This window comes from Cohnella silvisoli, from assembly GCF_021190915.1.
Taxonomy (GTDB): Bacteria; Bacillota; Bacilli; order Paenibacillales; family Paenibacillaceae; genus Cohnella; species Cohnella silvisoli.
Map to the genome: position 1 here is coordinate 90476 of NZ_JAIOAP010000019.1, position 14837 is coordinate 105312.

Consider the following 14837-nt stretch of genomic DNA (forward strand, 5'->3'; position numbering starts at 1 on the left):
TGCAAGTTGTTGAATAAATAAGTCCGAGAGTTAATTATTAAAACACTTTATTACGAATGACTACGATCTGAGCCGCTGCATCCCACTGAATATCCAAATCATTTTCGGAAGCAAAGAAACGGACCGGAATGAATAGTCGGTTGTTCACCACGATCGTTGCTGCATTTAAAGTAAGAGTTTCATTTTTACCCTTCAACGACTTCGTAATCGTCTTCGATCCTTGCGGGATCGTGTAAACTGCTTCTCCCTTAGTGAGAAGGGCAGCGCCGGTTTTGCTGTCAAAGCTCACTTTGAAGCCAAGCGCAGTACCGACACTATTAACCGGAAGAAGCACTGCGTTCGATTTCAATTGAGCTGGAACGTCTGACTTCACTAGCGTTCCGTTGAACAGAACGGAAATCCCTTTGCCCGTTGGAAGGTCAGCCGGCTTGGCATATTTCTGAAGCACGCGAACTTTATTTCCGAATTCATCCACGATAACGAGCCGGCCATCCGCTAATACTGTTACATCCGTTGGGTGATTGAATTGAGCTGAACCGCTCACTCCGTTTTCCTTACCGAATTCGGTAGGAACGCCAGCCAATGTCGATACTTTTCCATCTTTGACGATTCGGATAACGTGGTTCAAGCTGTCCGCAACGATCAATGAACCGTCTGCTGTAAAAGTTAATCCTTCAGGAGCATTCAAGCGGGATTGAGCGGCTGTGCCATCTACATAACCGCCTTCTACATAAGGTGCTTGTTTACCTAAATCTCCTCCGCCCGCTACCGTAGTTACCTTATCAGCAGCGAAGTCGATATAACGCACGCGTTGGTTACCGCGGTCGCTTACGTACAAATTGCCTTTTGCATCCACAGCGAGACCGCTTGGTTCATTGAATTTCGCCGTTGCGATCTTCCCATCATTGAAATCCCCAGCCGTATCGACCGCACCAGGGAAATACTCGATTGAACGAGTAGAAGCGGCTGTTACAGTCGTAACCGTTCCGTCAGAAGTAATTTTCCGAATGACGTTGTTAAGCGTATCTGCCACATACACGTTACCTTTGCTATCAACGGCGACATCCGATGGTTCGTAAAAAGTAGCTTTTGCACCAACGCCATCAGCCTGTCCAAGGTTCCCGTTACCTGCAAGCGTTGTAACCGCTCCGTCCTTGGAAATCTTACGCACTGCATTGTTTTTCGTGTCCGCGACGTACACATTACCTTGCGCGTCAATAGCAAGACCGGACGGGAGTTCGAATGCTGCTTTAGCTAATACTTCGTCGTTATAACCGCCGATTGGAACATTTGCATCATCTTCCCCAAGATCCAGACCGGTATATGCTTCGACCTTATCAACAGACACTGTGCGGATCAGGTGATTAGCCGTATCTGAAACTAGCAATCTACCATCCGGCAACGCCACTGCCGATCTCGGATGGAAGAACGTTGCTTCGCTCAGCGATCCGTTCCCATGTCCCAGTTCGGACTTTCCTGTCCAGGTGCGGACTTCGTAAAGCTTAGTGGACTTTGTCCAGTTGGTGTCTGGAGCTGCGAAGGCTACAGCCGGAATCGATAATACAAGTGTCAATCCAAGAGAAGCTAGCAATACTTTACGTAAACGATTAGTCATATTCATTCTCCCTTAAGAACTAGTATAAAAATTGAACAACTTCAAGCAGGACCATAATCATTTAGTATCAGGAAACGTCTTTCTACATCACCAATTTTTAAGATAAGAGGGATACTACTCCCGTAACCTTCTGTTATTTCATCAAATAAGTCATCAAATGAGAAAGTATATTTTATTCCACCTTCAATATCCTCACCAACCAAGAAGTATTGATCTTCTACACTTAGTGTGACTTCTTGAGAGGTATGAGTCACTGCAATTGTAATTTTTGATGAGCTGTCTGAGTTATAATTCAATGGAATGGGAACATAAGTATCAATATTATCTGGAGTATTCGACACGAACAACCAGTACAAGGGAAAAGTTTCGGTTGTAGGCTCCGATTCCCCTTCAACGCAATTCGTAATAGTTGAATCAATTTTTGCAATCTCATCTGATACAATGTCACGGTATATCAGAATCGGCACTGCTAACTGACCATTACTCATATTTACAAATATTAAATTAATACCCTTTTGCAATGGAACGTGAATTTTACCGTCGATAGCATAAACAGGCTCAGCCCCCCCATTCGCATAAGTTGCGAGCGTGGGAACATATAATCCGTCAGCGCTTTTTTCGATAGTAATTTTTGATATATCAGCTTCCACTTTAGCTAGAAAATACTTCATTTCAGTATTATCGTCACTAAGTTCATAAGGCACAGTATTTCCAGATTCATCGCTTAATAGAAACGACGACTCAGTAATTTCATCAATTACGCCATTGAGTAGTATAAATGTCTGAGGCATCCCAACAGTCTCATCTTGATTTTTCATAGTGAGTTCAAAAACTACAATTTTGTCATGTGGTAGATCATCAACAGTTCCAATAAAATCAAAAACATTGTTGCTTGAAAGTAGTACAGTTTTCGATTCAGTAGCTGCATTGTAGCTAATTTCAACACTATCAACATCATCTATCACATTTAATTTAACATAAATTGAATCTATATTCAGATCATCACCAACTGTGCTTGTAAATACATTCGGCGCTATTGGATCCCAACCTAAATTTTGGCTAAATTCTGCATTCTCTATTTTGTAACCCGTAGTGCTCCAATATGTTATACCATACGGAGCGGATTCTCTTGTTACAACTAAATGGTAATGTGACCCTTCAGTTAGCACAATTGAGTTATTTGTTAAAGTTGGTCCAGAACTAGCAATAGTGTCGATATCAATATAATTTTCTTCCAAATCCAATGGAATTAAATAAAAACCGGTAGAAATATCTAATGATATTGATGTGTCATTTGCAATAATAGAACTGATATTCAAATCATCAGCCAGTTTAGGCGAGATTTCGATATAGAAATTATTTATTGGAACTGTTAGCTCGGGATTAGGGTTGGTGCGATCAAACTCCATAATTTTACTATTTTGCTTCACATCATTATATTTGACACCATAGAATTCACGGGTTACTACAATTGTGTATTGTTTTATCGTACCATTCTCCGCAGTAACAACTACATTTATAGTCGTTGTAGTTCCTGCATCTCCAAGTGGGAGTGACATACTACTGCTCCCGCTACTAACAATGGTTCCGTTCACTTTAACTGTAGCATGAGATTCTTCAACAGTCGGAGTCACTTTAACAAATGCCACATTTTGTGCCACATTTGCTGTGTATAAATTCGTCGTTGGATGCGCTAGATTCACATCAATCGGGCTGCCGCTCTCTTGCGGGAGTGCTTTCAAAGTCAAACTCGATAGATTGGCATTACTAGATAGAGATCCCGAAGAGGATCCAGTTGATGATGTTTGTGAAGTCGACTGAGTTGGTTGAGTTGGTTGAGTTGGTGTATTCTCTATTTTCTTTTTATCTTCCTCGTACTTTTTCCTCTGTTCATCACTTAGGGCTTTCTTATACTCTTCTTCGGCTTTCTTATTCTTCTCTTCCAAAGCCTTCCTATTCTCTTCTTCCTTCTTCTTGCGAGCGGCATCCAGCTTATCTTGCAATTCTTTATCCCGCTTGTTTTTCTCGTCTTCCTTTTGTTTCTTCGCTTGATCTAACGCTTCTTTGTCCTTCTGTTTCTGCTTTTCCTGCAGTGCTTTCTCTTCATCTGTCAACGTCAATGTTTTTTTGGAAATATCAATATCTACGCCTGTTGCCGCTTTAACTTGGGCCACTAATTCATTTAACCTTTGTTGGTCGATGACTTTGCTTTCCAAGGCTTGAGTAATTAGAGCTCCGACAATGTTGCTCACGTTTTTCTTATAGTTTTCATCGGAAGCTTTCTGATCGATATTCTCGTATTCTTTAGATTTGGTTATATTCTCTGCTTCGATATCGAGAGTAGCTTGAACAATGGCAGAAATAATGTTTCTATCGCTTTGCTTCATCAACAGTTCGAGATCGACTTGGGCGATCGTGATGTCGGAATTTCCTTTATCGTCTTTCGTAGCTAACGCATATTGTGTTGGAAGCACGTTCTTAGGCTCGTCACCTGGCGTAGTCGACTTGGTCGTTACGACACCCGCAGCAACTGTTAATCTTGTAGCGCCCGAGACCGGGTCAACACTGACAAGCAAATGCGTGCCCCGTACGCCCATGACCGCAGTTGGCGTCTCAAGGTTGAATTCATCGTCTTTATTGGTAATCGATTTAACATCGACCCACGCCGAGCCATTGAACATGCTTACTTTGGTCGTGGTACCTTTGCTGTTCGACAACTTAGAGAAAGTTAAAGTCGTATTCGAGGAAACGGTCATTTTGTCATCTTCGGACGTACCATTGGAGAATTGCAGTACAGCCGAGCCGCCTGCCCCTACCGCTAGAACGTCGCCTTCGTTCAAGCTCATCTTAGCGAACGCCGTGAATTCCTTGGAACCCCCGGATTTCTTGACTTTAACCGTGCCTTTCATTTCCTTGATAACGGCTACCCGTGAAGAGGCGGCAGACGTATCGTTGGCAAACACCCCAAGCAGAGGTAAAGCCACCAACAACATTGCTAGCAAATGAATCGTTAGTTTTCTCATCTTATTTTCTCCCTTCAATTATTGTTTTCTATTCTTTAGGTCCCAGCACTTCATACACCCGTATGGGATGCGATTTCCCTTTGAACATCCGGTCTTCGCCTTCGTCAAAGCGGAAAAACTCTTTGGTTTTCTCGTAGACTTGCTCAGAGACATGAACTTGTCCCTTCTTCGTCTGCGATTCGATCCGCGCGGCAATATTAACGTTGTCGCCGATCGCTGTGTAGTCGACACGTAAGTAGGAACCGATGTTACCTACAACCACGTTACCGGTATGAATACCGATTCCGACGTTAACTTCGCATTGGTATTTCTCTAGTATTTCATCGCGAATCTTGTTCATGCCTTGCTGGATTTCGTAAGCGGTCTTAACTGCCATCCTCTCGTGTTCGACGACTTCAAGCGGGGCGTTGAACAGGATCATAGCCGCATCCCCGATGAACTTGTCGATTGTACCTTCATTGCTTAGCGTAGTCTCGGTAATCATGTTGAACATCGTATTTAGTGTATCTACCAATTCGGGAGGAGTAAGTCTCTCGGATAACGGAGTAAAGCCCCGAATATCCAAGAACAAAATCGTGATCAGCTTCAAATCGCCGCCCAGTTTGATCTCGATATCTTGCGCGACGATCTGCTTAACGAGATCGGGGGAGATGTACCGTCCGAATTGACGGGTAACGAAGCTCTTCTGCGCGCTATCCATGTAAGATTTAAGAGAAACGTTAGCTAAGTAGGCAAGCATCATGGCCAGCAAGGCGTAAACGATATTCATATGTAAAGTAGATGCCTCGTAAAGAGCAAACTGCCCGTAAAGCACGCCCACGAATATGACTAGGAAAATAAGAATGGAGTAAATGTTCTTTAATCTCCATGGAAGGAAAACGAACAAGGCAAACAATAATGCCGCGAGCGCTAATTCCGACCAGTTAGGAGCATAGGAGACTATAGTTCCCTTGAGTAGTTGATTCGTGATGTTGGCATGTGCGTAAACGAGCTTAATATTTTTCTCGATTGGCGTCACACCCGTGTCTTGGCTTGAATCGTTGGATAATCCTACAGCAGTAAAGCCGATGAACACGATTGAATCCTTGAACAAATCTGCCGGAATCTCTCCGTTAAGCACTTGCGCGAACGATACCGTCGTGAAATTATCCGTTTTAAGCTGATAGTCGATCGTGATCGTATTTTTCGCCACCGGCTCCTTGGTCTTCTTGGGATCGGTCAGATCATCGTACTTGCTTAGGTCGGCACCCGCCATCTGTGCGGATAGATAGGCCATCGAGGGGATGATTTCTCCGTCCGGGGATTGGATCTTCAACCAGGTTTGGCGAATGACGCCGTCCGGGCTGACTACGCGATTAATATGGGCGTGCTTGGTTAAATCGGCGAACATCTCATAGGGCTTCGTCACGTTATGCGTGGTCAACAGTTGGTCCCGCTTGGCGATCGTCGTATTAAACACTTCGCCCTCCGTAATGCCTACGACCGGCAATATCACATTAGGATACTGCGCTAACGCCTCGGCAAAAGCTTGGTCGCTATCCGGATTATCGCTTGCCTCGCTGAATATGACGTCAAATGCAATGGAACTAGGGATATTGCCTTCTTGGTTCATATTCGCCAGCAGAGGTGCATACACTGCCCGGTCCCAAGGAAACCTGCCTAACTGACTTAAGGAATCATCATCGATCGCAACGACAACGATACGAGGATCCGCAACGCCGTCGGCAACCTTCTTCATGTCGAAATCGAACAACAAGTTATCAATTCTCTGTAGAGAGTGCGATTGATAGATAAGATAAACCGCGACTAACAATACCACATTCAGTACGATGGCAATTCTCTTTATTCTCTCTTTCAAAAGTGATCCCGCCCGCCCTTTATGTAAATGATACCAATTACCCTCTATTATAGCGTAGGCAATAGGTTTTTTGTTGGATTTTGTCTAAAAAATGACTTTCATGACGTTGGTCACAAAAGTCACGACAAAAAAGCCCTTTTCTAGGTCGAGAGACCTAGAAAAGGGCTTTTTATTTCCAATATTTATTACATATTGAACTTCGCGTCCGCTACTTTGATGGAATCGGTCGGACAGCCGTCGGCAGCGTCCTGCAAATCATCGTAAAGATCCTCTGGAATTTCAGTGTTGCCGTGGTTGCCGTCGCTTCCGTATATGGTTTCCGCGAGGCCCTCATCATCATAATCATAAATGTCAGGAGCAGTTGCGCCGCATGCGCCACAAGCGATACAGGTGTCTTTATCAACGTAAGTATACTTAGCCATGAGTTAACCTCCTAAATGGTATCCGTGTCATTATCAATAGTAGACCACTACTGTTCAATATAATACAAAATGATTCCGAGATCAAACGAATTCGCAGAACATTTCCATCTCGAACCGTACTTAATAATCATTCTCGCCTTCAGCCGATTTTTCACGCAAAAAATCTTTCTGAAGCGACGTTCCCCTAATCTTCTTATTACGAATAAGCGTCGATGGGTCATCTCCTAGCATTCCCGCCGTTAATATCGCATCTTCGCCATATTTATCTCTAAGCGTATCCATGGCCGTGACTAGCCGTTCCTTCTTAGGATTTGCTTCATACGAAAATAAATCCAATTGCAATGGCGTATCCTTCTTGTAGGCAAGGGACTGCAGAGTGATTCCCAGCAACCGTACGGGATTTCCTTCTTTCCAATGGGCATCCATGAGCTTGCATGCGACCTTATAAACTTCTTCTACGGTATCCGTAGGCGTAGCAATTGTAAACGATCTTGTAATGGTTCGCATGTCCGGATCCCTTATCGTGATTTGCACGGTGGAGCTTACCATGCGCTCGTGCCTCAGCCTTCTTGTCGTCTGATCCGCGAGATTGAGCAGCACGCGCCGGTATTGTTCCCGATCGGTTAAATCCGCTGGAAGCGTCGTCGTATGCCCGATCGATTTCGGCGCTTCATGAAGCGGTTCGACCGGCGCGTTATCGATGCCGTTAGCCGCTAGTTTCATCCAAACCCCGTATACGCCAAATCGCTCAGTCAACGTGCTCTCGTCAGCTGCGGCAAGTTCGCCAATAGTCCGAATATTCAGCCGCAGCAGCTTGTCCGCGGTTCGGGAACCGATTCCGTACAATGCTTGGCAAGGTTTCCCCCACAACAATGTCGGCACTTCGCGTCTGCGAAGGATGGTAATGGCATTAGGCTTGCGCATGTCCGAAGCCATCTTGGCTAACAGCTTATTCGGCGCAATGCCGATGGAACAAGGAAGGGATAGCTCCTCCTTCACTCTTCGGGCGATGGCTTCCGCGATTTCAATCGGTGTTCCGAATTGCGAGCTGCCGGTAATATCGAGATAACATTCGTCAATCGAAACCGCTTCGACAAGCGGCGTGTAGTTGCCGGCAATGCGCATAAACCCGCGACTGTACTTTCGATACAGATCGAAATTCGGGGAAATGATGACCAAATCCGGACAGACGCTAAGCGCCTGACGAACCGTAACGCCGGTGCGTACGCCCATGGCGCGAGCCTCGTAGGAGCTAGTAACCACGATACCTTTGCGCAGCTCCACGCTTCCCGCTACCGCCGTCGGTTTACCTTTGTATAGATCCGGCTCTTCGGCGGCATGAACAGAGCAATAAAACGCGTTCATATCGATATGCAGAATAATTCGCCGTTTGCTCGCGCTCTCGCTCATGTTCATCACCCCTTTGTCATATATTATACAGAGGCTAAGAACGGTACGGCAACGCAGGGTTGCACTCTACTTTTAAGGCAAGCCGTGCTATAATAGTTTCACCCGTTTTTACTTAAGGAGGCCTTTCGTTTACGCATGTCAACTCCCCTTTATATTTTCGATACCACTTTGCGCGACGGTACGCAAGGTGAAGGCATCAGCCTGACCGCTGAGGACAAAGTCAAAATCGCGCTGAAGCTCGATGCTTTGGGCGTCCACTATATTGAAGGCGGCAACCCGGGCAGCAACAACAAAGACATCGAGTTTTTTCGTCGCGTTCGGGAATTAAAGCTTCAAGCCAAGCTTACGGCATTCGGGAGCACCCGGCGGAAAAATAGTACGTGCGAGCAGGATATTAATCTGAAGCATTTGATTGAGTCGGGTGCCAGCGCGGCTACTTTGGTCGGCAAAACATGGGATTTCCATGTGCATACGGCGCTGCAAACCACATTGGAAGAAAATTTGGCGATGATCTACGAATCTCTTGCCTTCGTTAGAAATAGCGGCATGGAAGCTTTATTCGACGCTGAGCATTTCTTCGATGGGTATAAAGCTAACCCCGAATATGCGTTGTCCGCGCTTGCCAAAGCCAAAGCCGCGGGCGCTGCGTGGATCGTGCTTTGCGATACGAACGGCGGGACTTTGCCCGGAGAGATCAGCGAAATCGTCTCCAGGGTCGTCACGGAAATCGATGCTCCTATCGGCATTCACACCCACAACGATTGCGAACTCGCAGTCGCCAACACGTTAGCCGCCATCACGGCCGGAGCCCGTCACATTCAAGGTACGATCAACGGTTACGGCGAACGGTGCGGGAACGCGAATCTCTGCTCTATTTTACCGACGTTGCAGTTGAAAATGGGTTACAGCTGCGTAAGCGATGAGCAGTTGAAGACGCTAACTACGGTTGCCAGATACGTTGGAGAGATCGCTAACGTGCATATGCCGGTTAATCAGCCTTACGTCGGCAATGCGGCATTCGCGCACAAAGGCGGCATACACGTATCGGCTATTATGAAAGATTCCAAAACTTATGAACATATCTCGCCCGAGCTCGTCGGCAACAAACAGCGCGTGCTCGTCTCCGAGCTGGCGGGTCAGAGCAATATTTTGTCCAAGGTTCAGGAAATGGGTCTCGACGTTAACTCTGAAGGCATGAAATCCCGCGATGTCATTGACAAAATCAAAGATTTGGAACATCAAGGTTATCAATTCGAAGGCGCCGACGCCTCGCTAGAACTGCTCCTAAGAGAAGCTTACGGCGGTTCGGTACAAGTATTTACCGTCGACTCCTTCAAGATTATGGTCGAGAAAACGGCAGGCGAAATGATTACGGAAGCAATCGTGAAAATATCGGTAGCCGGCGAGCAGGTGTATACCGTTGCCGAAGGCAATGGTCCCGTGAACGCCTTGGACAATGCACTTCGTAAAGCGCTAGTGCAGTTTTACCCGGGAATTCGAGATATCCATCTTACGGATTATAAAGTGCGCGTTCTGGACGAGAAGGATGCGACTGCCGCTAAAGTTCGCGTATTGATCGAATCTACCGACTTTAATGACACTTGGAATACGGTCGGTGTTTCCTCCAACGTTATTGAAGCGAGCTGGGAAGCGCTAGTTGACAGTATTCGCTACGCCCTGCTCGGCATGGTGAAGGATGAAACCGCTCCGGATTACTCACGTGGAACCCATGGACTTGTTAATCATTAAGCAAGGGTTCTATGCGGAAAAAAGGCAATTGCAGGACAGACTGCAAAAAGTGCAGTTTGTTTCGCCAAAAACGGTTTTTAGAACCGTTGACCTGCAAAATGTGCAGGTGTTTGGGGTTAGTTTGGGTCATTCTAGCCGAATTGAGTTTGAACACATGTATGAAATGCAGGTAGATTGGCAAATATCTCGTTTTTAGGAAAAAATAACTGTATGAAATGCAGGTTCCCAATCAAGGCAAACAGTAATCTCTGTCCGACCTAATAATACGAATATGGGCTGTCCCTTAGGTCAATATGACCTTAAGGGACAGCCCTGCGCATTTCCTAATTACTTCAAGAATCAATGACTTCCTGCAAATAAATTTCCCATTGTTCGCGTTCTATTACTCCTTCGATCCGGTGCCGGATAACCCCATTGCGGTCAATAATAAAGCTAATCGGATACGAAAACACCTTATACAAATCCCCGACATCGCCCTTCGCATCCGTCAACACGGGGAAAACGAACTTCTGCTCCTTAACGAAGTCATGGGCTTCCCTGAGCTTGTCGTACTTGGTCGCATTAACCGCATATAAATCCAGCTTGTCTTTGTGCTTTTCGTAAATATCCTTCAGGTCGGGCGCTTCCAATTCGCATGGAGCGCACCAGGCCGCCCAGAAATTAACGATTAGCACTTTATCCCTCTTGCCTCCAACCTTAAAGGAAGAAGTCCCATCTAGCGATGCAAGGCTAAACGACGGTGCGTAATGATTATCTTTGGGAGCTGGATCTTTCGGTATATTGCCATCCACTGCTCCTCCTACGGAACTTTCCGCAAGTTGGCCTGCTGGCTCTTTAGCCGGAGAATCCCATATCCATACAGCTGCAATAGCGACCAGAACTAAACCTACGATAATTAAATTTCTTTTCACGTTAATACTCACTCTTTCCAAGCGTTGATGTTTTCCTTTATCTTACCGCATTTGCCTCATCCATACCAACTTCGGCTCAACTTCCGTTCCATGTCGTCCCATACTTCCTTTGATCTGTGCATACCGGATAGTCCAGGCGGGAACCTTATCCCTGTTATTCGCGAATGCATGCTTGCATTGTCACAAGGAGGAATCCCGATTGTCAACCACGACTAAGTCCAAAGGCAAGTTATCCGTGACTTTTACAAGCGATATGACCTCTCCCGCGAAGTCCGATAAGAAGGCCAAGTCTTCACCGGACGCCGAGGGAGGACGCAAAAGCAAAGTATGGGAATACATCGCTCTCTCGACCGTCCCGTTAGTGCTCGTTCTAGGCAACTCCATGCTCGTTCCTATTTTACCCACGTTGAAAGATGAGCTGGGCATTTCCAAATTCCAAAGCAGCTTGGTCATCACCCTATTTTCCATCTCCGCCGCCGTCATCATTCCGATTGCCGGTTATTTATCCGACAGGTTCAGCCGCAAAGCCGTTATCATCCCATCGCTAATCATCTACGGGGGAGCTGGAATATTGGCTGGCCTCGGTGCGGTCTGGGATTCCTACAGCTTGTTGATCGGCGCTAGAGCCCTGCAAGGAATAGGCGCGGCAGGCACGGCACCTATTGCGATGGCATTGGTCGGCGATATGTATAAGAGCGGTCAGCAAAGCCAGGCGCTCGGTCTGATCGAAGCGTCCAATGGCGCAGGGAAAGTAATCAGCCCTATTTTAGGCGCTTTGTTGGCTCTAGTCGTGTGGTATGCTGCCTTCTTTGCTTTCCCGGCCTTCTGCCTCTTATCGTTGCTAGCGATCATCTTCCTGATCAAGGAACCTAAGCGAGAACAGCCGGCGCAATCCCTTAAGGAATATACAAAATCCGTCCGCGGCATTTTCGCCGAGCACGGACGCTGGCTGATTTCCGCCTTTTTCGGGGGATCGCTGGCTTTGTTTATATTGTTCGGGGTTCTGTTTTTCCTGTCCGATATTTTGGAAAAGCCCCCGTATTCCATCGAAGGAGTTCGCAAAGGATTCGTTCTGGCCATCCCTCTTCTTGGCATGGTCTTGACCGCTTTGATCACGGGCACCGTTATTGGCAAGAACGGAGTGCTTATGAGATGGCTTATGAATATCGGCTTAGGGTTGATGGTGATCTCCTTAGCGCTCTCTATTTGGTTTAACTCGAATCTCTACGTGTTCATTAGCTTACTGACCTTAAGCAGCATCGGAACGGGGCTCCTGCTGCCTTGTCTCAACACGATGATAACCGGCGCCGTCGAGAAAACCGAACGAGGCATGATTACTTCGCTTTACAGCAGCCTCCGATTTTTCGGAGTTGCCTTTGGCCCTCCCCTATTCGGATGGTTGATGGGAATCTCCTATCGGACGGTATTCATTACCGTATCTGTTTTGTCCTTAGCGGCACTCGGGTTGGTGTTTTTCTTGGTCAAGCCGGCAAAAGAAGTCCAATAGGTGTTGTCCGCGCCCTTTCGTTCCCTCATACTGAAGACAGAGGGCGGTGAGGCGCATTCATGGAAAACTCGACATCGGTTGTACTTAATCAACTGTTGGAAAATGATCTGTTGACCGCTTGCCGCGAACGGCTCCCGTACGAAACATGCGGGATCGTATACGGTACCGCGGCCGATGGGATCGTTACGGCGGAAGGTTACGCTATCGTTCGCAATGGCTCCTCTTCTCCATCCGATACGTTTTCCTTTCACCCGGAGGATTGGGTTTCAGCTTACTTCCAAGCGCAAAAAAACCAACGAAATATCGTCGGTCTTTTCCATACGCATCCACAAGGGAGCTCTGTTCCAAGCACCGGGGATGAACAGGGGTCGATTCCTTGGAAAACTTATTGGATTGTCGGTTTCGCTAACGGCAAGCAAGAGATCTCCATCTACGTGCGGGGCACACATGCACAATGGATTAGCTTGCCGATCAAGCACCAACCGTAGTGTTCAATGTCGGCTTAAATAAGCGTAAAGCTCGCCAAGCGTCATGACTTGCCGGTCAGTAATCAACTTAAGAAACCGAAAATACAACTTGGCTGTCATCATGGAATCATGAAGCGCATGATGGCGCTCCGTAACCTCGACTCCGTATCGCTCAAGAACTTCATCCAAGCCGTAATGAACGGCGTTGGGTTCAAGCCACTTAGCAATCATCATCGTATCGACGATTCTGTGGGTCAGATTTACCTTAGACGTTCGCCATAAAGCCGAGTTAAGAAATTGTTTATCATGACCGCTGCCGTGCGCGATCAGCACCCTTTTACCCGCAAAATCCATAAAATCATGCAACACCTGCATTAAATCCGGCGCGTTTTCCGCCATCTCGTTCGTAATGCCGGTAAGCTCCGTAATATGCCGAGGAACTTTTCTCTTCGGATTGACGAGTTGGTAGAACGGCTCCGCTTCCTCGAAACTGCCGCCTCGGATAATTACCCCGCCGATCGACAATATTTCATCACCGTTATAAGGATAAAATCCGGTTGTCTCCAAATCGAATACGACGGCATCCATTTCCGACAGCAGCATTTCCATCGAGCTTTCCTTACGCTGGTCCCGCGACATGGAACGGATTAATGCCATTTGCTGCGCGTTGGATGAGCCGAGCATGGACGCAATGGCCGGGGTGAGCCCGCCCATTTTGTACAAATGCCACATACGCCCCATCGAATTCGTGTCTTTGGGTTCTTTCATCCCTCTCACCTCCCGCCGAAGCGGCGCTGCAACTCCCGTTGAACTCTTAGCTGAATTTTTTTGCCGGCTTTCAGCGCTTTCTTGAGCGGTGCCGTCATTTCCTTCGTCAATTGCTCAGGCGGGATTTTCCCCGTGCCGATCAATTGGCCTTCTTCATCGGATACCGTCGTCAACATTCTCATTTTCAAGAAAAAGGAAAAGGCCTCCGCAGCGTTATCGGCATCTTCCGCCGTTAATAAATTCGCTTGCCTTAAGGCTTCGATGCGCTTAAGAGTACTCGTTTCGTGAATTCCGGCTTGCACCGCTAACAGCCGAAACGCATTAACCATCGGGATGTAGGCGCCGTATTTGATATCCAAGCTGCCAGCATCTTCACCGTATCTCTCCGTCAGCAATTGGCCGAACACGCCGACAAGCACTTTGTGCCTAAGCGTGTTTTCCATCATTCTCCGGGCGATTACGGGATGGCTGAGCAGATCGTTGAAGAAATGGTCTTGCAATTTACCCGCCAACTCTAAACTTCCCGCCACAGGGCGTCCATCCGCCGCGATAAGTAAATACCGGACGTTTTCCCAGCTCGGATCCGCGAACCATCCGTCCAATTTCTTTTTCCATTCCGCAAGCGATAGGCACCACTCCGGATTGGATGCGATTACGTTACCCTCGCAAGGAGGGTAACCAAGACCAATTAAATATCGAACAACCGTTTCAGCTAATTGCGAAAAATAAGTTCTGAATCGTTCTTCATCGGCTTGATCGGCAGCATCTTCGTAAACGAGTCCGCTGTCTTGATCGCTATGCATCGTCTGCTCGTATCGCCCGCCGCTGCCGTACAGCACATACGTATAAGGCACGGGTGGGGCGCCAAGCCCCAACCGTGCCAATTCGTTCTCCGCAAGCTTCAGCGATTGAATAATGAGAGCGTCGTGAAGCTCATTGAGCGACTCTACTACCTCATCTGCCGGAGAAGCGGATAATTGTATTGCAAGCTTATTTTGCTCTCTTTCTCTAATCACTCTTAATTGTTCAAGATCATCGGCGCCGGTGATGTCAAGCAACCGCTTCTCCCTTATGGGATTAGACATGCGGTTTCTACCCCTCCTGTGA

The 14837-nt window shown here is 47.0% G+C and carries 11 protein-coding genes; 3 read left to right on the forward strand and 8 right to left on the reverse strand.

Annotation, left to right across the window (positions count from 1 at the left end; translation table 11 throughout):
* Positions 1-37 precede the first annotated feature (37 nt).
* The 5 genes from K7P76_RS27920 to K7P76_RS27940 all read right to left on the reverse strand — a co-directional run bounded on the left by K7P76_RS27920 (position 38) and on the right by K7P76_RS27940 (position 8328).
* The gene (locus K7P76_RS27920) at positions 38-1615 is read right to left on the reverse strand and encodes a stalk domain-containing protein (RefSeq protein ID WP_232189361.1); all 1578 of its coding nucleotides are present in this window, start codon (positions 1613-1615) and stop codon (positions 38-40) included.
* A 41-nt stretch (positions 1616-1656) separates the two neighbouring features.
* On the reverse strand, positions 1657-4638 hold the full coding sequence (locus K7P76_RS27925) for a cadherin-like beta sandwich domain-containing protein (RefSeq protein ID WP_232189362.1): 2982 nt from the start codon (positions 4636-4638) through the stop codon (positions 1657-1659).
* 28 nt (positions 4639-4666) lie between these two features.
* Positions 4667-6496, reverse strand: a complete 1830-nt coding sequence (locus tag K7P76_RS27930) for a CHASE2 domain-containing protein (RefSeq protein WP_232189363.1) — start codon at positions 6494-6496, stop codon at positions 4667-4669.
* A 185-nt stretch (positions 6497-6681) separates the two neighbouring features.
* The gene (locus K7P76_RS27935) at positions 6682-6918 is read right to left on the reverse strand and encodes a ferredoxin (RefSeq protein ID WP_232189364.1); all 237 of its coding nucleotides are present in this window, start codon (positions 6916-6918) and stop codon (positions 6682-6684) included.
* A 120-nt stretch (positions 6919-7038) separates the two neighbouring features.
* A complete protein-coding gene (locus K7P76_RS27940; RefSeq protein WP_373692539.1) occupies positions 7039-8328 on the reverse strand; it encodes a DNA polymerase IV in 1290 nt (429 codons plus the stop codon).
* Between the two features lie 135 nt (positions 8329-8463).
* Between K7P76_RS27940 and cimA the strand changes: the two genes are divergently transcribed.
* Positions 8464-10077: a citramalate synthase gene (gene cimA, locus K7P76_RS27945; RefSeq protein ID WP_232189366.1), complete on the forward strand. Its 1614-nt coding sequence runs from the start codon at positions 8464-8466 to the stop codon at positions 10075-10077.
* A gap of 332 nt (positions 10078-10409) precedes the next feature.
* Here cimA and K7P76_RS27950 read toward each other — a convergent pair whose 3' ends face one another.
* A complete protein-coding gene (locus K7P76_RS27950) occupies positions 10410-10988 on the reverse strand; it encodes a peroxiredoxin family protein (RefSeq protein ID WP_232189367.1) in 579 nt (192 codons plus the stop codon).
* A 253-nt stretch (positions 10989-11241) separates the two neighbouring features.
* On the opposite strand from K7P76_RS27950, the gene K7P76_RS27955 reads away from it, so the two are divergent.
* Both K7P76_RS27955 and K7P76_RS27960 read left to right on the forward strand, forming a co-directional pair.
* Positions 11242-12495 carry an MFS transporter gene (locus tag K7P76_RS27955; protein WP_232189427.1) on the forward strand — a complete coding sequence of 418 codons (1254 nt, stop codon included), beginning with the start codon at positions 11242-11244 and terminating at the stop codon, positions 12493-12495.
* Positions 12496-12554: 59 nt separating this feature from the next.
* Positions 12555-12983 carry a M67 family metallopeptidase gene (locus K7P76_RS27960; protein ID WP_232189368.1) on the forward strand — a complete coding sequence of 143 codons (429 nt, stop codon included), beginning with the start codon at positions 12555-12557 and terminating at the stop codon, positions 12981-12983.
* A 3-nt stretch (positions 12984-12986) separates the two neighbouring features.
* On the opposite strand, the gene K7P76_RS27965 is transcribed toward K7P76_RS27960, so the two are convergent.
* Positions 12987-13730: an exonuclease domain-containing protein gene (locus K7P76_RS27965; RefSeq protein WP_232189369.1), complete on the reverse strand. Its 744-nt coding sequence runs from the start codon at positions 13728-13730 to the stop codon at positions 12987-12989.
* Positions 13731-13735: 5 nt separating this feature from the next.
* Positions 13736-14815: a DUF294 nucleotidyltransferase-like domain-containing protein gene (locus K7P76_RS27970; RefSeq protein ID WP_232189370.1), complete on the reverse strand. Its 1080-nt coding sequence runs from the start codon at positions 14813-14815 to the stop codon at positions 13736-13738.
* Between the last annotated feature and the right edge of the window lie 22 nt (positions 14816-14837).